Origin of the sequence: Aeromonas sp. R5-1 (assembly GCF_040908265.1) — a bacterium.
Taxonomy (GTDB): domain Bacteria; phylum Pseudomonadota; class Gammaproteobacteria; order Enterobacterales; family Aeromonadaceae; genus Aeromonas; species Aeromonas caviae.
In genome coordinates this window covers 84,661-105,692 of record NZ_JBFODJ010000056.1, presented here as the reverse complement: position 1 = coordinate 105,692, position 21,032 = coordinate 84,661, and the positions used below count along the sequence as shown (strand labels likewise).

Below are 21,032 nucleotides of genomic sequence, written 5' to 3'. Positions count from 1 at the left end.
CACTGGAGAGAGTGACATGCACAACCCCGTGATCCTGACCGGCGACCGCCCCACCGGCAAACTGCACATCGGCCACTACGTCGGCTCCCTGCGCCAGCGCGTGGCCGCCCAGCACCATTACCGCCAGTTCGTCATGATCGCCGATCTGCAGGCGCTGACCGACAACGGCCACAACCCGGCCAAGGTGACCGACCACGTGCTGGAGGTGATGGCCGACTACCTGGCCGCCGGCCTCGACCCGGCCAAGACCACTTTCTGTCTCCAGAGCGCCCTGCCCGCCCTCGCCGAACTCACGACCTACTACCTCAACCTGGTCAGCGTCGCCCGGCTGGAGCGCAACCCCACGGTGAAGGCCGAGATCCAGCAAAAAGGGTTCGAGCGCAGCCTGCCCGCCGGCTTCCTCGTCTATCCGGTCAGCCAGGCCGCCGACATCACCGCCTTTCGTGCCACTCACGTACCGGTGGGCGAGGATCAGCTGCCCATGCTGGAGCAGACCAACGAGATAGTGCGCCGCTTTAACACCCTGGTTGGCAAAGAGGTGCTGACCGAGTGCCAGCCCATCCTGAGCGACACCGGCCGCCTGCCCGGCATCGACGGCAAGGCCAAGATGTCCAAGTCCCTTGGCAACACCATCGAACTCGGCATGTCGAGCGGCGAGATCAAGCAGGCGGTGTTCGCCATGTATACCGACCCCAATCACCTCAAGGTGAGCGATCCGGGTCAGGTGGAGGGCAATACGGTGTTCGCCTATCTGGATGCCTTCCACCCCGACAAGGCCCTGGTGGCCGAGATGAAGGCCCACTACCAGCGTGGTGGTCTGGGGGACATGCGCTGCAAGCAGGTACTCAACGACTGCCTGCAGACCCTGCTCGCTCCGATGCGGGAGCGGCGCGAGGCAGCCATCGCCGACAAGCGCCAGCTGCTGCGCCTGTTGCAGCAGGGTACCGAGCAGGCCCGGGCCCTCACCGACGAGGTGCTGGCCGAGGTGAAGGGGGCGATGGGGCTGGACTACTTCTCCGGATTGGCGTGATCTGCCCCCTGCGGCGCGGGATGGCCGAGCGCATCCGCGCCGTAGCGCTCCCTCGCCAGCCGGTGCAACAACCCCTTGAACCAGCCGATCGCCTCGTCATGGGCACTGAGCGGGTGGCCCGCCATCAGGTAGACGATGGGGATGGCGGGTTCCAGCTGGTGCAGGCGCAACGGATAGTGGCGACAGAAGTGGCGCCCGATCATCTCGGGCACCACCACCAGGTAGCGGCCGGTCGCCATCAGCGGCGGTACCGCCATAAAGCTCGGCAGCCTGACCCCCAGCTCCCGCTCCACCCCGAAACGGGCCAGCCAGAGATCCACCATGGCCTGGCTGTGGCCCCAGCTGGAGGTGTGGATATGGGGGCGGCTGACCAGTTCTCCCGGCCCCAGCATGTCGGGCAGAGCGCTGCCGAGGGGCGACAAACAGACCAGCGGATTGCTGAACCACTCCTCGCGCCACAACCGGGGCGAGAGATGGTTGGCACCGGCAAACCCGATCACCAAATCCAGTTCCCCCTTCTCCAGCTCCCGCTCGTAGTCGCTGTCCGCCAGCTCGCACACTTCCAGTCGGCAGTGGGGAGCCTGCTGCACCATCCACTCCACCAGCACCGGCACTAGGCCGTGCTCCACCGAGCCCGGGGTGGCGATGCGAAAGATCCGCCGGGCACTTGCCGGGTCGAATCCCTTGGCCTGACGCAGCCCCTGCTCCAGCATGGCCAGCGCCTGGCGCACCGGGCTCGCCAGCGCCTTGGCCCGTTCGGTCGGCATCATCTCGCGCCGACTCATCACGAACAGGGGGTCGTCAAGCGCCGTTCGCAGCCGCCCCAGGGCGTGGCTGACGGTGGACTGGGAGAGGTGCAGCCGTTCGGCGGCACGGGTGACGTTGCGCTCCTGCATCAGCATGTCGAACACGGTGAGCAGGTTGAGGTCGAGGCGGGAGAGGGGCAGTTCCATCGATATTGGCCATAGTTGAATGACGACAATTCATTTTTGGCATAGTAGCAGATTGCATAGAATGCGCGGGCGAATTACATCGGAGATTCAAATGCGTAGCTATCTGTTGTTGCTGGCGATCGGCCTGTTGTGGGGCTCCCAGTTCATTTTCATGCACCAGGCCGTGGCTGAACTGCCCCCCATCATGGTGGCCGCCGGACGCGCCCTGTGCGGCAGCCTGACCCTGGGTCTGCTCTGCCTGTTCATGCGCCTCAAGAGTGAACACACGCCCTGGCGAACCTATATGCTGATCGCCCTGCTCGACGCCACCATCCCCTTCATCATGGTGGCCTGGGGACAACAGTATGTGGACAGCGCCATCGCGGCCGTGGTCATGGGTTGTATCCCCTTTGTGACCATTCTGGCGGCTCCCTTGTTTATTTCTGGTGAAAGAATCACCAAGGGCGGCCTCGTCTCCGTGATCATCGGCTTCATCGGCGTGCTGGTACTGTTCTGGCCCAAGCTGACCAGCGGCATGAATGCCGGCCTGCTCGGTGCCATGGCCATCCTGTTCGGTGCCAGCTGCTTCGCCATCGGCCTGCTGATGATCAAGCGCTTCGCTAAGGACCATCCTGTGGTCGTGGCCCGCAACATCCTGATCTCCTCAGCCATCCAGCTGCTGCTGGCCGCGCCCTTCGTGGCCGACCTGAGCAGCATCACCCTGCCGAGCCAGCAGGCCATGGGCGCCGTCGCCATGCTGGGGATCTTCTGTACCGGCCTGGTCTACTTCCTCTACATGGCGCTGATCCAGAAGGCGGGCCCGACCTTCGCCTCCTTCAGCAACTACCTGGTGCCGCTGTTCGGCGTCATGCTGGGAGCCCTGTTCCTCGGCGAGCAGATCCAGTCCACCACGGGCGTGGCGCTGGCCCTGATCCTGGGTTCGGTCGCCCTCAACCAGTGGGCACAGCAGCGCCGCCAACAGCGGGAGGCTGCCCTATGTCAGGCATCCTGACCACCCTCTGCGGCGGTCTGGTACTGATAGCCGGCTGGCAGTATCGCCACCGGCTGGCCGGGGTGCTGGGTCTGCTGATGGTGCTGCTGCCCTGGTTCTTCGACAGCAAGCTGCAAGCCATGCTGAACTATGCACTGAATGCCTGAAGACCCTCTCTGCGTGTGTGACGAGAGTATATCTCTCCTGTTTTTGGGACCGTTTTAACAAAACCTCCGATTTGTCCCCTCTACCGGCGCCCTGCGCCGGTTTTTTTATCTCTGCGCCTCTGGTCCGTAGCGATAACTCAACCGCTCGTTCTTGCGCGGCCCCGTTATCTGCCAGGCGAGCAGGAAACCCTCGCCGGTTTCGGTCAGCTCGGCGCTGTAGTGATCCTGCCCGCACAGGTGAGGCTCGGCCGTGACCCAGTGCCCGTCCCCCCGGGGCAACAGCTCGAACAGCATCACCGGCTGCTCGTAGCGCAGGTGGGAGAGCATGATCCCCCGTGCGGTGCGCTGCCACCAGAAGCGGTTGTGCATGGTCAGCTCCCGGCCATGGGGCGTGGTGTAGCGACCCGTCTCGGCATACAGCCACCCCCCATGGTGATCGGTCACCACCACGGCACCCTCCCCGCGACCGCACCAGTCGGTGGCGGATCCGACCCCGTTGCTCGCCTCGAAGGCAAATGCTCCGATCTGTGACAACCCTTCCCATAAACGCTGGATCGCGCCTTCCAACTCGGCCATCATAGCGCCCTCCAAATTGACAACTGACGACAATTCAATCACATGAACTACTTGATAGGGGTTACCCTGCTCTGGTCCTTCTCCTTCAGCCTGATCGGGGTCTACCTTGCCGGTCAGGTGGATGCCTACTTCTCGGTACTGACCCGCATCGTGCTCGCCAGCCTGGTGTTTCTGCCCTTCCTGCGCCGTCGCTGGCTGCGCCCCGATCTGGTGGCCAAGCTGATGGCCCTCGGTGCCATCCAGCTCGGCATCATGTATCTCTTCTACTACCACTCCTTCCTGCTCTTGACGGTACCGGAAGTACTGGTGTTCACCATCTTCACCCCCATCTATGTCACCCTGATCCACGACCTGCTGGAAGGGCGCTTCAAGCCTGTCTATCTGTGGGGGGCCCTGCTGGCGGTGCTGGGGGCGGCCGTCATCCGTTTCGACGGCCTGACCGAAAGCTATGTACTGGGATTCCTGGTGGTGCAGGGCGCCAACGTCTGCTTCGCCCTGGGCCAGGTGGGCTACAAGGTGCTGCTGGCCCGGGAGGCTGAGCAGCCGCCCCAGCTGGCGGTGTTCGGCTGCTTCTATCTGGGCGCCCTGGTGATCGCCCTGCCCGCCTGGTGGCTGCTGGGCAAACCTCAATATCCCACCAGCCCCCTGCAATGGGGCATCCTCTTCTGGCTGGGGGTCGGGGCATCCGGGCTCGGCTACTTCCTGTGGAACAAGGGGGCGACCCTGGTCAGCAGCGGCGTGCTGGCCATCATGAACAACGCCTTGATCCCCGCGGGTCTGCTGGTCAATCTGGTGCTCTGGGGAAAGGATACCGACCTGCTCAGGCTCGGTCTGGGCGCCCTGCTGATGCTGGCTTCCCTCTGGGTCTGCCAGCGTCAGCAGGTCAGTGAGCACTGACTGAAAACCATTGACGCTGATGGGTCCATCGGCGTCAATGGGTTCGCGGACAGTGACTGGCCGTCAGCCGACCACGGCGTTGTGTTCCCGCTTCGCCTGACCGTGGCAGGAGGCCAACCGGGCCAGCAGGTGATCGAGCTGCTCGGCACTCTGGCTCTGCACCAGGCCGATGCTCACGGTCACCGGACGCTGGGGCAGCAGGCTGGCGTCGGCGATCTCGAGCCGCAGCCGCTCGGCAATCTCCAGGCCGCTCAACCGATCGGTCTGGGAGAGCATCAGAATGAAGCCGTCTTCGTCCCAACGGGCGAAGGGATCTTCCCGACGCAGCTCGCGGCGCACGATGCGGGCCAGCTTGGCCAGCATGGCGTCGCAGGCCGCCTCCCCGAACAACTGCAGGATCTTGCTGCGGTGATCCACGCTGAACTGCAGCAGACAGAAACTGCCGCTCTCGCTGGCCAGCCGTTCATCCAGCAATAGCTCGAAGTGGCTGCGGCTCTCGAGGCCGGTGAGGGGATCCGTGTCGTGGCGATCCTCCAGGGGCGCCATGGCGGCATCCAGATGGCGAACCACCCCCAGCAGTTGACCCCCTTCGTCGCGACGGACCCGCTCCTCCAGCCGGATGTAATGGCCCTGATGGTGCAGGATGCGGTACTCGAGTCGAAGCCCGTTGCTGCGCCCTTGCTGACAGGCCTCCAGGGCCTCTGCCAGACGGGGAGCATCATCCGGATGTACCCGATCCAGCCAGCCGAGATCCCCCAGCTCGCCCCCCTCCAGACCCAGCAGTTGCAGACAGGAAGGGTCCCGCCTCAGACCCTGCCCGGCCGACCAGGTCCAGATCCCGGCCTCCAACATCGCCATGGCCTGTGCCATCAGCGTCACCTCAAGGGGAGTGGTGACCTCAACCCCGGGAGTCTCATACCTTTCCATCACGCGCCTCGAAACCGGATCTGAATATCTGTCCAAGCAATCACACTCAATAAGTAACATTGGTGCTGGCGCCGAGCAACCGCGCCAGCATCGCTGGCCTCGCACCTCTCGCCCCCGGTGGTCCGCCATCAGGGCTTGCCAGCCTCCAGCTACGAAGTGAAGCCCGACGTCACGCCACCTTGCCCTGATAGCCTGCCATCAGGGCCTGCCAGCCTCCAGCTACGAAGTGAAACCCGACGTCACGCCACCTTGCCCTGATAGCCTGCCATCAGCGCCTGCCAGTTCTCCGGCACGAAGTGGAAGCTGGTGTGCAGTTGCGACTCCTTGTTGAAGGAGCGCAGCAACCGCTCCAGGTTGGCCTGCTGCCAGTTGCCGGGGGAGCGGATGGCTCCTTTGTCGAAGTCGATCACCCACACCTTACCCTCCTTGTCGAGCAGCAGGTTGTGGCTGTTGAGATCCGCATGATAGACCCCTGCATCGTGCAACTGGCGCACCGTTTTGCCTATCTTGTGCCACACCTCACCGGCGATCGGCCCCTGCTTGAGCAGGGCCACCAGATCCTTGGCGCCGCGAATGCGCTCGATCAGGATGTCGGCCCGATAGAAGGGTCCCTGCTTGACCATGCGGGCCGCAAAGGGGCGCGGCACCGGCAGCCCCTGTTCACTCAGGGTCGCCAGCAGACGATATTCAGCCATGGCCCGGCTGCTCTCCACCCCCTCAAACCAGAACCGGTCACGCACCAGCTTGCCCACCATGCCGCCACGGTAGTAGTGACGCAGCACCAAGTGGCGGGATTCATCCTTCACGAACCAGGTCACCCCGCGACCGATGGAAGAACCTACCACCTGGCGATGGGTCTGCCACCAGACAGGATCGAACAAGGCAGGGGAAGGATCGCGGAAGACTCCGTCGGCATACCAGCAGACCTGGTTGTGGGTGGTGTGTGTCAGCATGATGAGAATTCCGGTCGATAGTGGGTGCAGGGCATCCATTCAGAAAGCCGTGCCGGTCGGGCAACCGGCGCAATTTTACAATCCACAGGGGAGTTTGCATAATGCCATCCATCCATTTTGCCATCGTTGCGCCACATCATGCCGCTGTTCCAAACGCCGCCCTCCTCCATCTGCATCCTGCGGCTCTCCGCCATCGGAGATTGCTGCCACGCGCTGGCGCTGGTGCGCGTCATCCAGCGGGAGTGGCCCCAGACCCGCATCACCTGGATCACCGGCAAGATTGAGGCGACCCTGTTTGCCGATCTGCCGGGGGTCGAGGTCATTCCCTTCGACAAGAGCAAGGGGGTGCGCGGCTATCGCGATCTCTGGCAGACCCTCAAGGGGCGCAGGTTTGATGCCCTGCTCCACCTGCAGGCCGCCATGCGCGCCAGCATCGCCACCCTCGGCATCAAGGCCAAGGTCAAACTCGGGTTTGATCGGGAGCGCGCCAGCGACGGTCAGTGGCTGTTCACCAACCATCGAGTTCCCTCACCCGCCTCCCCCCACGTGCTGGACGGCTTTCTCGCCTTCGCCAAAGAGCTCGGGATAAAGGATCTGACCCCGGACTGGCAACCGCCCATCAGCGCCGAGCACCAGGCCTGGGCGAAGGAGAAAATTGGCGGCAAGCCGGCCCTGCTCATCTGCGCCGCTGCCAGCAAGGCATTCAAGAATTGGACTGCCGCCGGCTATGCCGCGCTGGCGGATCACGCCGCAGACAAGGGCTTTCAGGTCTATCTGTGTGGCGGACCGGCCAGGCTGGAGCGGGATCTCGCCGCCGAGATCCAGCGCCTCAGCCAGAGCAAGCCGGCAGATTTGGTGGGGCAGACCAGCCTCAAGCAATTGCTGGCGCTGATTGGCGAGGCGAGCCTGGTGCTGGCCCCGGATACCGGCCCTGCCCACATGGCTACCCTGGTGGGGACACCCGTGATCGGCCTCTACGCCCACCACAACCCGGAGCGTACCGGACCCTATCTGTGCCGGGATTATCTGGTCAGCGTCTATCAAGAACTGATTGAGCAGGAGACCGGCAAGCCGCTGGCCGAGCTCGGCTGGCGCACCCGCCTCAAGGATCCGGACGCCATGGCCAAGATAAGCCGCGAGCGGGTCATCGCCGCCTTCGACCGCCTCTGTACCGACAAGCATCTTCTACCGACCCAGGGCAACTCGGAAATTCCGAGCCCTGGCGCAGGGATAATCTGATGGCCCGGCCCCGGCTCCGTGGGCAGAATGGCCCTCTATGCGGGTAACGCCCGCACAGCAAGCTACGGATATTTTGATCGGCTGGAATATGATTCCGGCCGTTTTTTTATCCGCCCCCATCTGCTAACATTCGCCGCCTTTACATCCTCCTGACTCTGATTCCTCCGCGCATTGCGAGCAACCGTCTCCCTTATCGGGCACAAGACGGCGGCCTCTGCTACAACCAAAGCGCGGATCATCGCTTAAAGGTACAGACATGGCGCAACAAGGCACTCTCTATATCATCTCTTCCCCGAGCGGGGCCGGTAAGTCCAGCCTGCTCAATGCCTTGCTGACCCAGCACAACGCCGCCGGCAAGATGCAGCTATCGGTCTCCCACACCACGCGCGCCACCCGTCCCGGTGAAGAGCACGGGGTGCACTACCACTTCGTCAAGGTGGAAGAGTTCAAGGCGCTGATCGAGCGCGGTGACTTTCTCGAGTGGGCAGAAGTCTTCGGCAACTACTACGGCACTTCCCGCGCCGCCATCGAGGCCTGCCTGGCGCAGGGCATCGACGTCTTCCTCGACATCGACTGGCAGGGCGCCCGCCAGATCCGCGAACAGATGCCGACCAAGTCCATCTTCATCCTGCCTCCCAGCCGCGAGGAGCTGGAGCGCCGCCTGATCGGCCGCGGCCAGGACAGCGCCGAGGTGATCAAGGGCCGGATGGAGAAAGCCATTGCCGAAATGGTGCACTATGACGAGTATGACTATGTCATCATCAATGAAGACTTTGAGCTGGCACTGTTCCAGCTCAGGGCCGTCATCGAGTGCCAGCGCCTGGAAATGCGTCAGCAACAGCAGGCCCAGCAAAACTTGCTGAAACAGCTACTGGCAGAGTAAGCCAAAAACAAGTAAACTTTTGCGTCATTTTTAAACACCGCTTTTTCAATCACAGAAAGCCCAAACACTGGAGTCCCGCATGGCCCGCGTTACTGTAGAAGATGCTGTAAAACAGGTAGGTAACCGTTTTGACCTGGTGCTGGTCGCCGCGCGCCGCGCTCGTCAAATCGCGGTACAAGGCAAGGATCCCCTGGTCGACGAAGAGAACGACAAGCCGACCGTGATCGCCCTGCGCGAGATCGAACTGGGTCTGGTCAACAACCAGGTGATGGATACTCAGGACCGCTACGAGCAGCAAGAGCAGGAAGCCGCCGAGCTGGCTGCCGTTGCTGCCATCGCAGAAGGTCGCGGCTAAGTCAGTCGCTTCCCATAGTCGGCGCCCGCCCGGGTGCCGGCTGTTCTCCCCATTTACAACCGCTCGAAAACCTCGCAAACTCGAGGGCATACCCTCAATTTCACGGATTGCCGTTTAACCGCTGCGGGGACTGTCTTGTATTTATTTGAAAATCTTAAAGAAATAGCCAGTTCCTACCTGCCACCCGAGCAGGTTGAGAAGCTCAGGCAAGCCTATGTGGTAGCCCGTGATGCTCACCAGGGACAGATGCGTTCCAGTGGCGAACCCTACATCACTCATCCCGTTGCCGTGGCCCGCATCCTGGGCGACATGCGCCTCGATCACGAGACTCTGATGGCTGCCGTGCTGCACGACGTCATCGAAGATACCCCTGTCACCAAGGACGATCTTGCCGAGCAGTTTGGCAACGCCGTCGCCGAGCTGGTTTCCGGTGTCTCCAAGCTCGACAAGCTGAAGTTCCGCGATCGCAAGGAAGCCCAGGTCGAGAACTTCCGCAAGATGATGATGGCCATGACCCAGGACATCCGGGTCATCCTGATCAAGCTGGCCGACCGCACCCACAACATGCGCACCTTGGGATCTTTGCGGCCGGACAAGCGCCGCCGCATCGCACGGGAAACCCTCGAGATTTTCGCCCCCATCGCCAACCGCCTCGGTATTCACACCATGAAGAACGAGCTGGAAGAGCTCGGCTTCGAGGCGCTCTACCCCATGCGCTCCCGGGTACTGCGGGAATCGGTACGCCGCGCCCGTGGCAACCGGCGTGAGATCATCGACTCCATCCAGAGCGAGATTGAGGGGCGTCTGCGGGAAGCCGGCATCGATGCCCAGGTGAGCGGACGCGAGAAGAACCTGTTCTCCATCTACAACAAGATGGAGAAGAAAGAACTGCAATTCCACGAAGTGATGGATATCTATGCTTTCAGAGTGAGAGTGAAAGACATAGACACCTGCTACCGGGTGCTTGGGCAGATGCACAGCCTCTACAAGCCGCGCCCCGGTCGCTTCAAGGACTACATCGCCATCCCCAAGACCAACGGCTACCAGTCCCTGCACACCTCCCTGGTGGGCCCCCACGGGGTACCGGTGGAGGTGCAGATCCGCACCGAGTTCATGGACCAGATGGCCGACAAGGGCGTCGCCGCCCACTGGGCCTACAAGCAGGATGGGGACAGCTCGGGCACCACGGCCCAGATCCGCGCCCAGCGCTGGATGCAGAGCCTGCTGGAGCTGCAACAGAGCGCCGGCAGCTCCTTCGAGTTCATCGAGGGGGTCAAGACCGACCTCTTCCCCGACGAGATCTACGTCTTCACACCGGAGGGCCGCATCATGGAGCTGCCCGCCGGCGCCACCCCGGTGGACTTCGCCTACACGGTGCACACCGACATCGGTCATGCCTGCGTCGGTTCCCGGGTCGACCGCCACCCCTATCCGCTGAGCAGCCCGCTGCACTCCGGTCAGACGGTGGAGATCATCACGGCCCCCGGCGCCCGCCCGAACGCGGCCTGGCTCAACTTCGTGGTGACCACCAAGGCGCGCTCCAAGATCCGTCAGTTCCTGAAGAACCTGCGCACCGAAGAGTCCGTGGTGCTGGGTCGTCGCCTGCTCAACCATGCGCTGGGCGCCAAGAACATCGAAGACATCCCGGAAGCCCGCGTCAAGCAGGTGCTGGCCGACACCAAACACGAGAACCTGCAGGGGCTGCTGGCCGACGTGGGCCTTGGCAACGCCATGAGCGTCATGGTGGCCCGCCGCATGCTGGGGGATGAGCTGCCGCCGGAAGAGCAGCCCAAATCCACCAGCAAGAAGATGCCGATCAAGGGTGCCGACGGCATGCTGGTCACCTTCGCCAACTGCTGCCGCCCCATCCCGGGGGACGCCATCATCGCCCACATCAGCCCGGGCAAGGGACTGGTGATCCACCAGGAGTCCTGCCGCAACATCAAGGGCTACAGCCGCGAACCGGACAAATACCTGCCGGTGCAGTGGGAGGTGGACAAGGAGCAAGAGCAGGAATTCCGCACCGGCATCAGCATCGAGATCGTCAACCACCAGGGCGCCCTGGCGGAGCTGGCCAACGTGATTGCCGCCACCGGCGCCAACATCCACGCCATCAGCACCGAGGAGAAGGATGGCCGGGTCTATGTGGTCACCCTGCTCATCACCACCAAGAGCCGGATCCACCTCGCCAACATCATGCGCAAGATCCGGGTCATGCCCAACGTGCTCAGGGTGAGCCGACAGAAAAACTGAACACAGGCGGCGCAAGCCGCCTGCTGCTTTTCAAGAGATACCCAGGGCCCCATGCCGCAGGCCACCAGCCTTGTTGCATGCACCGGCCTCACGACATAGAAACCGACATGACTCCTGAACGCTTCAAACGCATTTCCGACATGCTGGCCCAACACCAGCTCGATTTGACCGTCTGCATGCAAGAGATGCGTGCACAAGCCTCACGACATAGAAACTGATATGACTCCTGAACGCTTCAAGCGCATCACCGACATGCTGGCCCAGCGCCAGCTCGACCTGACCGTCTGCATGGAAGAGGTTCATAAACCTCACAACCTGGCCGCCATCGTGCGCACCGCCGATGCCATCGGCATCCACAGGGTGCACGCGGTCTGGCCCAAAAGCTGGATCCACAAGCGCAAGGGCACCGCCCGCGGCAGCCAGAACTGGGTGGACGTGAAGCTGCACCCGGACATCGGCAGTGCGGTGGCCGAACTCAAAGCTTCCGGCATGCAGATCCTGGCGACCCACCTCTCCGACAGCTCCGTGGACTTTCGTGCCATCGACTACACCAGACCCACCGCCATCCTGGTGGGCCAGGAGAAGCACGGCATCGGCGAAGAGGCGCTGGCCCTGGCCGATCACCATATCGTCATCCCCATGGTAGGTATGGTGCAGTCCCTCAATGTCTCGGTGGCCGCCGCCGCCATCCTCTACGAGGCCCAGCGCCAGCGCGAACTGGCCGGCTGTTATCAGCGCGGCTGTCCACTCAGCCTGGAAGAGCAGAACACCATCTTGTTCGAGGGGGGCTATCCCGTCTATGCCCAGCTCTGCAAGGAGAAAGAGATGCCCTACCCCCAGCTCGGTCCGGCCGGCGAGATCCTGGCGGACGAACGCTGGTGGCAGCAGATGCAGCTGACGCGCAAAGGATGGGCCGCACAACAGGAAGAAGATGAATGGCAGGATCAGTGATGGAGAATCCGTTCGGCAGCTGGCTGGAATCCCAGGTCATACGGGATCATCTGACCAACCCCAATATCGAGGCCGGGGAGTACAGCTATTACTCCGGCTACTACCATGGCAAGCCGTTCGAGGATCATTGCGTGCGCTACCTGCTCGGCGATGGCTCGACGCGAGAGTCCTGGGACAGTGGCCAGTGGGGTAAGGAAGTTGACCGTCTGATCATCGGCAAGTTCTGCTCCATCGCCTCCGGCGCCACCTTCATGCTGGCGGGCAACCAGGGTCACCGGATGGACTGGGTATCCACCTTCCCCTTCGATGCCGCCCGCTTCGGTGATGGCGTGCAGGACGGTTTTCTGCGCAAGGGAGACACCCGGATCGGCAACGATGTCTGGATCGGCTCGGAAGCCATGATCATGCCCGGCATCACCATCGGCGATGGCGCCGTCATTGCCACCCGGGCCGTGGTCACCCGGGATGTGGCCCCCTACTCCATAGTGGGCGGCAACCCGGCCAAGCCGATCCGCCCCCGCTTTGACGAGGAGCAGGTCGCCATGCTGCAAGCCATGCAGTGGTGGGACTGGCCGCTGCCCAGCCTGCAAGCCGCCATGCCCCTGCTCTGCTCGAACGATATCACTGCGCTCTACCACCACTGGCGCGAGGAGCTTGCCCGATGAAACCTGCCTCCCTTTCCCTGCTGGCCCTGACCCTGTTTTCTGCCGGAGCCCTTGCCGTGAACAATCCTTACCAGCTGACCACTGAAGCCGACGTCCCCGCCCTCTATCAGCAGACCCTGCCCGACTTCTGGCGCCAGCATGCCGTCGAGGGGGAGTTCCAGGGCAAGGACGGGGTCACCCTCCGCTATGCCGCCCTGCGCCAGCCCAAGATCGATCGCGCCATCCTCATCGTCAACGGCCGGGTTGAGAGCTACCTCAAGTATCAGGAGCTGGCCTGGGATCTCTGGCGCCAGGGTTACAGCCTCTACCTCATCGATCATCGCGGCCAGGGAATGTCAGACCGCATGCTGGCCGACAAAGAGAAGGGATATGTCGACCAGTTCGACGACTATGTCGCCGATCTCAAACAGTTTCATGACGAAGTGATCGCCCAGGACCAACCCGCCAAGCTGTTCCTGCTGGCCCACTCCATGGGGGGGGCCATCTCGGCCCGCTATCTGGAACGCTGGCCGGACGACATCCAGGCGGCGGTGCTCTCCTCCCCCATGATGGGCATCAACCTCGGCGGCCTGCCCAAGTGGCTGGCCAAGGGGTTGGCGGCCACCATCGGCACGGTCGGCGGCTGGGTGGGCGAGCCCCCCTACGGCCCGGGTCAGGGACCCTATGAGGATCACGGCTTTGCCGACAACGAGCTGACCCACAGCACGGCGCGTTATCAGGCCTTCCGCCAGATCTACGAACAGCATCCCCAGGTCAGGCTGGGGGGTGCCACCGCCCACTGGATCCATCAGGCCATCACAGGGTCGGACGCGGCCGTGGCCGACGCCGGCGCCATCAAGACGCCGCTGCTGCTGCTGCAGGCCGGTGAGGACAGCGTGGTGGACAACGCCGCCCAGGAGGCCTTCTGCGCCAAGGCCCAATGTGAAGGGAGCAAGCCGCTGCGCATCGACGGGGCCTGGCACGAGCTCTTCATCGAGGCGGATCCCCAGCGCCAGGCCGCGCTCAATGCAACCCTGGCCTTCTTCGCGCGCTACTGACGCGACCAGAAGGGGCTGGTTATTTTTTGGATCCCTAAATAAATGGGGTGACGGCAGACGCTGGGGTACACTCCCCCGGCGTTCAATTGAAGTCGAGGTAATGATGTTCAAGGTAGTTGTGTCCGATCTCGATGGTACCCTGCTCAACGGGCAGCACCAGATCTCCTCCCGCACCCGGGATACCCTGCACCGTCTGGTCGATCAGGGCGTCAAATTCGTGGTCGCCACCGGCCGCCATCACGTGGACGTGCGCAGCATCCGCGATGCGCTGGGGCTGGATATCTACCTCATCACCTCCAATGGCGCCGTGGTGCACGACAAGCAGGACCAGCTGGTCTACAACCAGGCACTGCCGGCCACAGTGGCGGCCGAACTGATCGCCCTCGAGCGCGACCCCTCCATCCACATCAACGTCTACTACGGCGACGAGTGGCTGGTGGAAGAGGAGCTGCCCTGGTTGCTGCAGTTCCATCACGACTCCGGCTTCAGCTACCGCCTGGCGGATCTGGCCAACCACCCGAAGGACAGGGTCAACAAGGTGTTCTACATCGGCGACCACGACAAGCTGCTGAAGATAGAGGCGCACCTCAACCAGCAATATGGTGATCGGATCAACGTCACCTTCTCCCTGCCTGACTGCCTCGAGGTGATGCACGCCGGCGTGCACAAGGGCAATGCCGTGCGCGCCGTGCTGGAGCAGCACGGGCTGGAGATGTCCCAGGCAGTGGCCTTTGGCGATGGCATGAACGACTTCGAGATGCTGAGCATGGTGGGCCGTGGCGTCGTCATGGGCAACGCCCACGATCGCCTCAAACAGGCCCTGCCAGAGCATGAACAGACCCTCACTTCCGATGAAGATGGCGTTGCCGTCTATCTGGAGAAACTGTTCGCCTCCCAGACCCGCTGATAAGGCATCCCCATCGCGGATCGAAAAAGGGTGGCCCATGTGGCCACCCTTTTTGTTTCTCGCTCTCTTGTCACCACGCCAGAGCTGGGCGCACCAGACGGTTCAACAGCGTGCCGGATGGCGTCCACTCAAAACTCTGGTTGGCGCCGCCATAGCATTCGGCGAGGCGCAGGGGGACGGCGGGCTTGTGACGGCGACCCGCCACATCCAGGCACAGTGACACCTGCCGATTGAACAGACGATCCCCCTGCCACAGCCATTGATGGCTCTCCTCCCGGCACGCCTCCATCCCCAGATCATCCTCCCCTTTGGCGACCAGGCAATCCCCGGCCAGTTGCAGGGCACCGACATCCCAGCTGAATGACTGGTTCGATTGCTGATCGCAGGGCTGAGTCAGCAGACGGCCCTGCTCGCTCAGGGTCACGCAGAAGCCACCACTGGTCACCAAGGTGGCCTCGAGTTCGGCCTTTGGCTTGGGGGCGGCGCCCATCAGAAGATCTTCCGGTTTTGGCTGCAGGGCGCAGCCACCCAGCAGCAGTGCGGCCATGGCCAGCACGGAGAGTTGAAGAGAAGTGATATGGTGATGCATAGGCCTTGTATCTGGTCCGTGCCCGAGCGTCCCCTGTCTCGCGGCTCCGGGCCCAGCATACCGAACTCGTGGCGAACAGGCGCCTGAAGAAGTGTAAAAAGACGTGACAGGAAAAAGCGGAAGAGAAACACCAAAAAGCAAAAACCCCGCCTGAGCGGGGTTTTCAAATGTGGTCGGTGATAAAGGATTCGAACCTTTGACCCTCTGGTCCCAAACCAGATGCGCTACCGGGCTGCGCTAATCACCGAGGGGGTATTCCAAAAACACAAAGATGACCATCTGGTCATCCTCGTCATACAGCAAGTATGGTGCGAAGAGAGGGACTCGAACCCTCACACCCGGGGGGCACTAACACCTGAAGCTAGCGCGTCTACCAATTCCGCCACCTTCGCGTACCTGACAAGCTGTAAAATGGGGTGGCTGATGGGGCTCGAACCCACGACAACCGGAATCACAATCCGGGACTCTACCAACTGAGCTACAGCCACCACAGCTGTTTTCGTTCTTCAACACGCCCGTTTAACCGGCGCACTTTTGATGGTGCGCCCGACAGGATTCGAACCTGTGACCTCTGCCTCCGGAGGGCAGCGCTCTATCCAGCTGAGCTACGGGCGCTACGCTGTCGAACGGGGCGCATTATTGATGATGATGCCGACCTTGTCTACTCTTTTTTTGACACAAAGAATCAAGTGCCTGTTTTTCAATCACTTCCGACCCTTTTCAACTATTTTTGTTTTGTTCAGGCTGGATCCAGCAATTCCCCACTACTTTTTGAATCCCTCACCCCATAGGGTCAAAGATGATGGGCAATGCTTGACTTGCCTTTGCGCCCACCTAGAATGAATGAACGTTCATTCAGTCGTTGACCTCTGATAACCATGGATAAGAAAGAACGCATTTTCGAAGCAGCTCACGAGATCCTCGGCGAGCAGGGCTTCTACGGCCTTTCCATTGCCGTGGTCGCCAAGAAAGCCAAGGTGGCGGCAGGTACCATCTATCGCTATTTCAGCGACAAGGATGACCTGATCCGCCAGCTCTATCAGCACACTATCCTCAAGTTTCATCCCCTGGTCATGGAAGGTGTGCAGATAGAAGAGGTGTCCTATAAGCAGTATCGACGCCTCTGGCTCAACATCGATGCCATCTTCACCAGCTACCCCAATGCACTCAAGTGCAAATTGCAGTACGAAAGTTCTCCATTGGGGGCTGAATTGGAGCGGGATCCGGTCATAATGGCGACGTGGGCGCCACTTGAGCGCTTCTTTGAGCAAGGACGCCAACAGGGACTCTTCATCGATCTCCCCATTCTGGTGTTGCAAGCATTGAGTCTGGATTGCGTGGCCAACCTGGCACAGCAGCGCCGGGTTCACGATTTCGAATTGACGCAGGAACAGCTGGAGACGGTCATCCGGGCCAGCTGGAATGCCATTTTAAACCCTAATGTTTCCATCACAGGAGCCTGTTCATGAAAAAGTGGATGGCCATCATGTTGCTGATAGCACTCGCCCTGTTTGGCAGTGTCATCGGCTTCAATATGTTCAAGCAGAAGAAGATTGCAGAGTTCATGGCCAATCGGCCCGAGCCCGAGTTCCCGGTCACCGCCATGGTCACCAAGGCGCAGGACTGGGTCCCCACCATTGAAGCCATCGGCTTCATCGAGCCGAACCAGGGGGTCACCCTCTCCAGCGAGCTGTCAGGCACCATCGACAGCATCCGGTTCGAATCCGGGGCACATGTCAAAGCGGATCAACTGCTGCTGAGCCTGGACTCCAGTGTGGAAAAAGCCAATCTGAACTCCTCCCAGGCCAGGCTGCCGGCAGCCAGGGCCAAGTTCGAGCGCTACAAGAACCTCTATCAGAAGAATTCCATCTCCCGGGACCAGCTGGATGATGCCGAGGCAAGCTACCGCTCCCTGGAGGCGGACATCGACAGTCTGAAGGCCACCATCGCCCGTCGTGAGGTGCGTGCCCCCTTCAGCGGTGCCGTGGGCCTGCGCAACGTCTTCCTCGGCCAGTATCTGGAACCGGGTACCCAGATTGTGCGCCTCGAAGACACCAGCGTGATGCGCCTGCGCTTCACCGTGCCCCAGACCGACATCTCCAAAATCACCCTGGGACAGACCATCAAGATCAACGTGGATGCCTATCCCCAGACCCAGTTTGACGGCCAGATCACGGCCATCGAGCCCGCGGTCAACTATCAGAGCGGCCTGATCCAGGTGCAGGCAGACATCCCGAACAACGACGGCCAGCTCCGTTCCGGCATGTTCGCCCGCGCCAGCATCATACTGCCCACGGTGAAGGACCAGATCGTGATCCCGCAGTCCGCCATCTCCTTCACCCTCTATGGCGAGAACGTCTACGTCATTCACGAGGCTGACGGCGTGAAACGCGCCAAGCAGGTGGTGGTCAAGGCAGGTGAGCGTCGCGGCAACGATGTCCATGTGCTGTCCGGCATCAAGGCTGGCGATCAAATCGTGCTGTCGGGTCAGGTTCGCCTGAGCAACGATACCAAGGTGCACGTGGTCGAGAACGATGCCCTTGCCGTTCCGGCACAAACCCCGATGCTGTAAGCGCGGAGAGCTGCGATGCGATTTACTGACATATTCATAAAACGGCCTGTGCTGGCGATCTCGCTCAGCTTCCTGATAGCCCTGCTGGGCTTCCAGGCCATCTTCAAGATGCAGGTGCGTGAATACCCCGAGGTGATCAACACCGTCATCACGGTCAACACCAGCTACTATGGCGCCAGTGCGGACCTGATCCAGGGCTTCATCACCCAGCCCCTGGAGCAGGCGGTCGCCCAGGCCGACAACATCGACTTCATGACCTCCTCGAGCCAGCTGGGCAGTTCCACGGTGACGGCGTACATGAAGCTCAACACCGATCCGAACGCCGCGCTGTCCGACATCCTGGCCAAGGTCAACTCGGTGCGTTCCCAGTTGCCCAAAGAGGCGGAAGACCCTTCGGTCACCTCCTCCACCGGCTCCACCACGGCGGTGCTCTACATGGGCTTCACCAGCCCGGAGCTCAATTCCAGCCAGATCACCGACTACCTGGAGCGGGTCATCAAGCCCCAGCTGTTTACCGTGGGCGGGGTCTCCAAAGTGGATCTGTATGGCGGGGTCGAATTCGCCCTGCGGGTGTGGCTGGATCCGGCCAAGATGGCCGCCTTTGACCTGACCTCAAGCGACGTGATGACGGTGCTCAACAGCAACAACTATCAGTCCGCGACCGGCCAGGCCACCGGCTATTTCACCCTGTTCAACGGCAACGCCGAGACCCAGGTCGGCAACATCGAAGAGCTCAAGCGTCTGGTGGTCGCCACCCGCGACAGCAAGGTGATCCGTCTCTCCGACATCGCCAAGGTCTCCCTGGAGAAGAGCCACGACATCTATCGCGCCAGCGCCAACGGCCGCGAGGCCGTAGTTCTGGCCATCAACGCAGCCCCGACAGCCAACCCCATCAACATTGCCCACGATGTGCTGGAGCTGCTGCCGAGCCTGAAGCGCAACATGCCGAGCACCATGCAGGTGAACGTCCTGTATGACTCCACCATCGCCATCAACGAATCCATCCACGAGGTCATCAAGACCATACTGGAGGCGGCAGCCATCGTACTGGTGGTGATCACCCTGTTCCTCGGTTCGTTCCGGGCGGTCATCATCCCCATCATCACCATTCCCCTGAGCCTCATCGGCGTGGTGATGATGATGGACATGTTCGGCTTCTCCATAAACCTCATGACCCTGCTGGCGATGGTGCTGGCCATCGGTCTGGTGGTGGATGACGCCATCGTGGTGCTGGAGAACGTCGACCGTCACATCAAGGAAGGGGAAGAGCCGTTCCGGGCCGCCATCATAGGTACCCGGGAGATCGCCGTGCCCGTCATCGCCATGACGGTCACCCTGGCGGCGGTGTATGCGCCCATCGCCCTGATGGGGGGCATCACCGGCTCCCTGTTCAAGGAGTTCGCGCTGACCCTGGCGGGCGCCGTGTTCGTCTCGGGCATCATCGCCCTGACCCTGTCGCCCATGATGTGCGCCAAGATGCTCAGGGCCAACGAGGAGCCCGGCAAGTTCGAGCGTACCGTACACGATCTGCTGGACCGGATGACGGCCCGCTACGACGCCATGCTCCATGCCGTGATGCAAAAGCGCATCGTGGTCATCCTGTTTGCCGTCATCGTGTTCGCCAGCCTGCCGCTGCTGTTCAAGTTCATTCCGAGCGAGCTGGCCCCGTCCGAGGACAAAGGCGTCATGGCGGTGCTGGGGACGGCTCCTTCCAACGCCAACCTGGACTACATCGAAAACACCATGGCGGACGTGAACAAAGTCCTGGACGACCAGCCGGAAATCGCTTACTCCCAGGTCTTCTCGGGGGTGTTCAACTCCAACCAGGCGTTCGGTATCGCCTCCATGGTGCCCTGGAGCCAGCGTGAAGCGAGCCAGAAAGAGGTGCTGGATCGGGTCGCCGGTCTGGTGAAGGACATCCCCGGGATGGCCATCACCACCTTCCAGTTCCCGGAACTGCCGGGGGCCTCGAGCGGTCTGCCCATCCAGTTCGTCATCACCACCCCGAACAGCTTCGAGAGCCTGTTCCTGATCGCGGGTGAGATGCTGGCGGCAACCCAGGCCAACGGCCAGTTCGTCTATTCGGATCTCGATCTGAACTACGACTCGGCCACCATGAAGATCAGCATCGACAAGGACAAGGCGGGTGCCTACGGCATCACCATGCAGGACATCGGCATCACCATGGGCACCATGATGGCGGACGGTTACGTCAACCGTATCGACCTGGATGGCCGCTCCTACGAGGTGATCCCGCAGGTGGAGCGCAAGTTCCGTCTCAACCCCGAGTCCATCAAGGGGTACTACGTGCGTGCCGCCGACGGCAAGTCGATCCCGCTGGGCAGCCTGATCAAGATTGAAGTGAAGGGAGAGCCCCGTGCCCTGCCCCACTTCAACCAGCTGAACTCCGCCACCATCGGCGCCGTGCCGGCACCGGGCGTGGCCATGGGGGATGCGATCAACTGGTTCAAGGCGACCGCGGAAGAGAAGCTGCCCCAAGGCTATCGTTACGACTTCATGGGTGAAGCCCGCCAGTTCGTGACCGAAGGGAATGCGCTCTACGCCACCTTCGCCCTGGCCCTGGCCATCATCTTCCTGGTGCTGGCGATCCAGTTCGAATCCGTGCGTGACCCGCTGGTCATCATGGTGTCGGTGCCGCTGGCCATCAGTGGCGCGCTGATCGCCCTGGCGTGGGGCATGGCCACCATGAACATCTACTCCCAGGTCGGTCTCATCACCCTGGTCGGTCTGATTACCAAGCACGGTATTCTGATCTGCGAGGTGGCGAAGGAGGAGCAGCTGCTCCATGGTCTGAACCGGATGCAAGCCGTGATGCAGGCTGCCAAGGTCCGTCTGCGCCCCATCCTGATGACCACGGCGGCGATGATCGCAGGCCTTATCCCGCTGCTCTATGCCTCGGGTGCGGGGGCGGCACAGCGCTTCAGCATCGGCATCGTCATCGTGGCGGGTCTGGCCATCGGCACCCTGTTCACCCTGTTCGTGCTGCCGGTCATCTACACCTTCCTGGCATCCGAGCACAAGCCGCTGCCGGAATTCGACGAATCCATCCCGGCAAAAGCCAAGGGCGGTCACTGATCCCAGCCCACA

At 61.9% G+C, this 21,032-nt stretch carries 20 protein-coding genes, 4 tRNA genes and 1 pseudogene; 16 read left to right on the top strand and 9 right to left on the bottom strand.

Going from position 1 to position 21,032, the window contains the following annotated elements:
- Positions 1–16: 16 nt before the first annotated feature.
- Positions 17–1,030: a tryptophan--tRNA ligase gene (trpS, locus tag AB5Y64_RS08945; protein WP_039040673.1), complete on the top strand. Its 1,014-nt coding sequence runs from the start codon at positions 17–19 to the stop codon at positions 1,028–1,030.
- On the opposite strand, the gene AB5Y64_RS08940 is transcribed toward trpS, so the two are convergent.
- On the bottom strand, positions 1,009–1,983 hold the full coding sequence (locus tag AB5Y64_RS08940) for a LysR family transcriptional regulator (protein ID WP_039040672.1): 975 nt from the start codon (positions 1,981–1,983) through the stop codon (positions 1,009–1,011). The genes trpS and AB5Y64_RS08940 overlap by 22 nt on opposite strands.
- A gap of 91 nt (positions 1,984–2,074) precedes the next feature.
- Between AB5Y64_RS08940 and AB5Y64_RS08935 the strand changes: the two genes are divergently transcribed.
- Positions 2,075–2,974 carry a DMT family transporter gene (locus AB5Y64_RS08935; RefSeq protein WP_039040671.1) on the top strand — a complete coding sequence of 300 codons (900 nt, stop codon included), beginning with the start codon at positions 2,075–2,077 and terminating at the stop codon, positions 2,972–2,974.
- Positions 2,959–3,120 (top strand): hypothetical protein, encoded by a 162-nt coding sequence (locus AB5Y64_RS08930; RefSeq protein WP_010672325.1) that lies wholly within the window; start codon positions 2,959–2,961, stop codon positions 3,118–3,120. Before AB5Y64_RS08935 ends, AB5Y64_RS08930 begins: the two co-directional genes overlap by 16 nt.
- Positions 3,121–3,225: 105 nt before the next feature.
- Here the strand turns inward: AB5Y64_RS08930 and AB5Y64_RS08925 are convergent, their stop codons facing one another.
- A complete protein-coding gene (locus tag AB5Y64_RS08925; RefSeq protein ID WP_039040696.1) occupies positions 3,226–3,696 on the bottom strand; it encodes a DUF6314 family protein in 471 nt (156 codons plus the stop codon).
- A gap of 42 nt (positions 3,697–3,738) precedes the next feature.
- Between AB5Y64_RS08925 and AB5Y64_RS08920 the strand changes: the two genes are divergently transcribed.
- The gene (locus AB5Y64_RS08920) at positions 3,739–4,593 is read left to right on the top strand and encodes a DMT family transporter (protein ID WP_039040670.1); all 855 of its coding nucleotides are present in this window, start codon (positions 3,739–3,741) and stop codon (positions 4,591–4,593) included.
- A gap of 63 nt (positions 4,594–4,656) precedes the next feature.
- Here AB5Y64_RS08920 and AB5Y64_RS08915 read toward each other — a convergent pair whose 3' ends face one another.
- Both AB5Y64_RS08915 and AB5Y64_RS08910 read right to left on the bottom strand, forming a co-directional pair.
- A complete protein-coding gene (locus tag AB5Y64_RS08915; RefSeq protein ID WP_039040669.1) occupies positions 4,657–5,520 on the bottom strand; it encodes a sensor domain-containing diguanylate cyclase in 864 nt (287 codons plus the stop codon).
- A 239-nt stretch (positions 5,521–5,759) separates the two neighbouring features.
- Positions 5,760–6,473 carry a 3-deoxy-D-manno-octulosonic acid kinase gene (locus AB5Y64_RS08910; RefSeq protein ID WP_010672321.1) on the bottom strand — a complete coding sequence of 238 codons (714 nt, stop codon included), beginning with the start codon at positions 6,471–6,473 and terminating at the stop codon, positions 5,760–5,762.
- 138 nt (positions 6,474–6,611) lie between these two features.
- On the opposite strand from AB5Y64_RS08910, the gene AB5Y64_RS08905 reads away from it, so the two are divergent.
- The 9 genes and pseudogenes from AB5Y64_RS08905 to AB5Y64_RS08865 all read left to right on the top strand — a co-directional run bounded on the left by AB5Y64_RS08905 (position 6,612) and on the right by AB5Y64_RS08865 (position 14,763).
- A complete protein-coding gene (locus AB5Y64_RS08905; RefSeq protein WP_039040695.1) occupies positions 6,612–7,712 on the top strand; it encodes a glycosyltransferase family 9 protein in 1,101 nt (366 codons plus the stop codon).
- A gap of 256 nt (positions 7,713–7,968) precedes the next feature.
- A complete protein-coding gene (gene gmk / locus AB5Y64_RS08900) occupies positions 7,969–8,595 on the top strand; it encodes a guanylate kinase (protein WP_039040668.1) in 627 nt (208 codons plus the stop codon).
- Between the two features lie 79 nt (positions 8,596–8,674).
- Positions 8,675–8,950, top strand: coding sequence for a DNA-directed RNA polymerase subunit omega (gene rpoZ, locus AB5Y64_RS08895; protein ID WP_005307060.1), 276 nt, complete (start codon positions 8,675–8,677; stop codon positions 8,948–8,950).
- 135 nt (positions 8,951–9,085) lie between these two features.
- Positions 9,086–11,203 (top strand): bifunctional GTP diphosphokinase/guanosine-3',5'-bis pyrophosphate 3'-pyrophosphohydrolase, encoded by a 2,118-nt coding sequence (gene spoT / locus AB5Y64_RS08890; protein ID WP_039040667.1) that lies wholly within the window; start codon positions 9,086–9,088, stop codon positions 11,201–11,203.
- Positions 11,204–11,310: 107 nt separating this feature from the next.
- Positions 11,311–11,391 (top strand): annotated as a pseudogene (locus tag AB5Y64_RS08885) (tRNA (guanosine(18)-2'-O)-methyltransferase TrmH); the annotation flags it as partial.
- A 31-nt stretch (positions 11,392–11,422) separates the two neighbouring features.
- A complete protein-coding gene (gene trmH / locus AB5Y64_RS08880) occupies positions 11,423–12,154 on the top strand; it encodes a tRNA (guanosine(18)-2'-O)-methyltransferase TrmH (RefSeq protein ID WP_039040666.1) in 732 nt (243 codons plus the stop codon).
- On the top strand, positions 12,154–12,819 hold the full coding sequence (locus AB5Y64_RS08875; protein WP_039040665.1) for a CatB-related O-acetyltransferase: 666 nt from the start codon (positions 12,154–12,156) through the stop codon (positions 12,817–12,819). Before trmH ends, AB5Y64_RS08875 begins: the two co-directional genes overlap by 1 nt.
- Positions 12,816–13,856, top strand: coding sequence for an alpha/beta fold hydrolase (locus AB5Y64_RS08870; RefSeq protein WP_039040664.1), 1,041 nt, complete (start codon positions 12,816–12,818; stop codon positions 13,854–13,856). The genes AB5Y64_RS08875 and AB5Y64_RS08870 overlap by 4 nt, the downstream gene beginning before the upstream one ends.
- Positions 13,857–13,959: 103 nt before the next feature.
- A complete protein-coding gene (locus AB5Y64_RS08865) occupies positions 13,960–14,763 on the top strand; it encodes a Cof-type HAD-IIB family hydrolase (RefSeq protein WP_039040694.1) in 804 nt (267 codons plus the stop codon).
- Positions 14,764–14,833: 70 nt separating this feature from the next.
- Here the strand turns inward: AB5Y64_RS08865 and AB5Y64_RS08860 are convergent, their stop codons facing one another.
- From AB5Y64_RS08860 to AB5Y64_RS08840, 5 genes are all read right to left on the bottom strand, one after another.
- The gene (locus AB5Y64_RS08860; protein WP_039040663.1) at positions 14,834–15,352 is read right to left on the bottom strand and encodes an RICIN domain-containing protein; all 519 of its coding nucleotides are present in this window, start codon (positions 15,350–15,352) and stop codon (positions 14,834–14,836) included.
- A 170-nt stretch (positions 15,353–15,522) separates the two neighbouring features.
- Positions 15,523–15,599: transfer RNA gene (locus tag AB5Y64_RS08855), tRNA-Pro, on the bottom strand.
- A gap of 59 nt (positions 15,600–15,658) precedes the next feature.
- Positions 15,659–15,744 (bottom strand) — tRNA-Leu (locus AB5Y64_RS08850).
- 20 nt (positions 15,745–15,764) lie between these two features.
- Positions 15,765–15,840: transfer RNA gene (locus tag AB5Y64_RS08845), tRNA-His, on the bottom strand.
- A 50-nt stretch (positions 15,841–15,890) separates the two neighbouring features.
- Positions 15,891–15,967: transfer RNA gene (locus AB5Y64_RS08840), tRNA-Arg, on the bottom strand.
- 263 nt (positions 15,968–16,230) lie between these two features.
- On the opposite strand from AB5Y64_RS08840, the gene AB5Y64_RS08835 reads away from it, so the two are divergent.
- Genes AB5Y64_RS08835 through AB5Y64_RS08825 form a run of 3 tightly spaced genes read left to right on the top strand, consistent with a single transcriptional unit; the run spans position 16,231 to position 21,020 of the window.
- A complete protein-coding gene (locus tag AB5Y64_RS08835) occupies positions 16,231–16,821 on the top strand; it encodes a TetR/AcrR family transcriptional regulator (protein WP_039040662.1) in 591 nt (196 codons plus the stop codon).
- Positions 16,818–17,924: an efflux RND transporter periplasmic adaptor subunit gene (locus AB5Y64_RS08830; protein WP_039040661.1), complete on the top strand. Its 1,107-nt coding sequence runs from the start codon at positions 16,818–16,820 to the stop codon at positions 17,922–17,924. The genes AB5Y64_RS08835 and AB5Y64_RS08830 overlap by 4 nt, the downstream gene beginning before the upstream one ends.
- Before the next feature lie 15 nt (positions 17,925–17,939).
- Positions 17,940–21,020, top strand: coding sequence for a multidrug efflux RND transporter permease subunit (locus tag AB5Y64_RS08825; protein WP_039040660.1), 3,081 nt, complete (start codon positions 17,940–17,942; stop codon positions 21,018–21,020).
- The last annotated feature ends 12 nt before the right edge of the window (positions 21,021–21,032 follow it).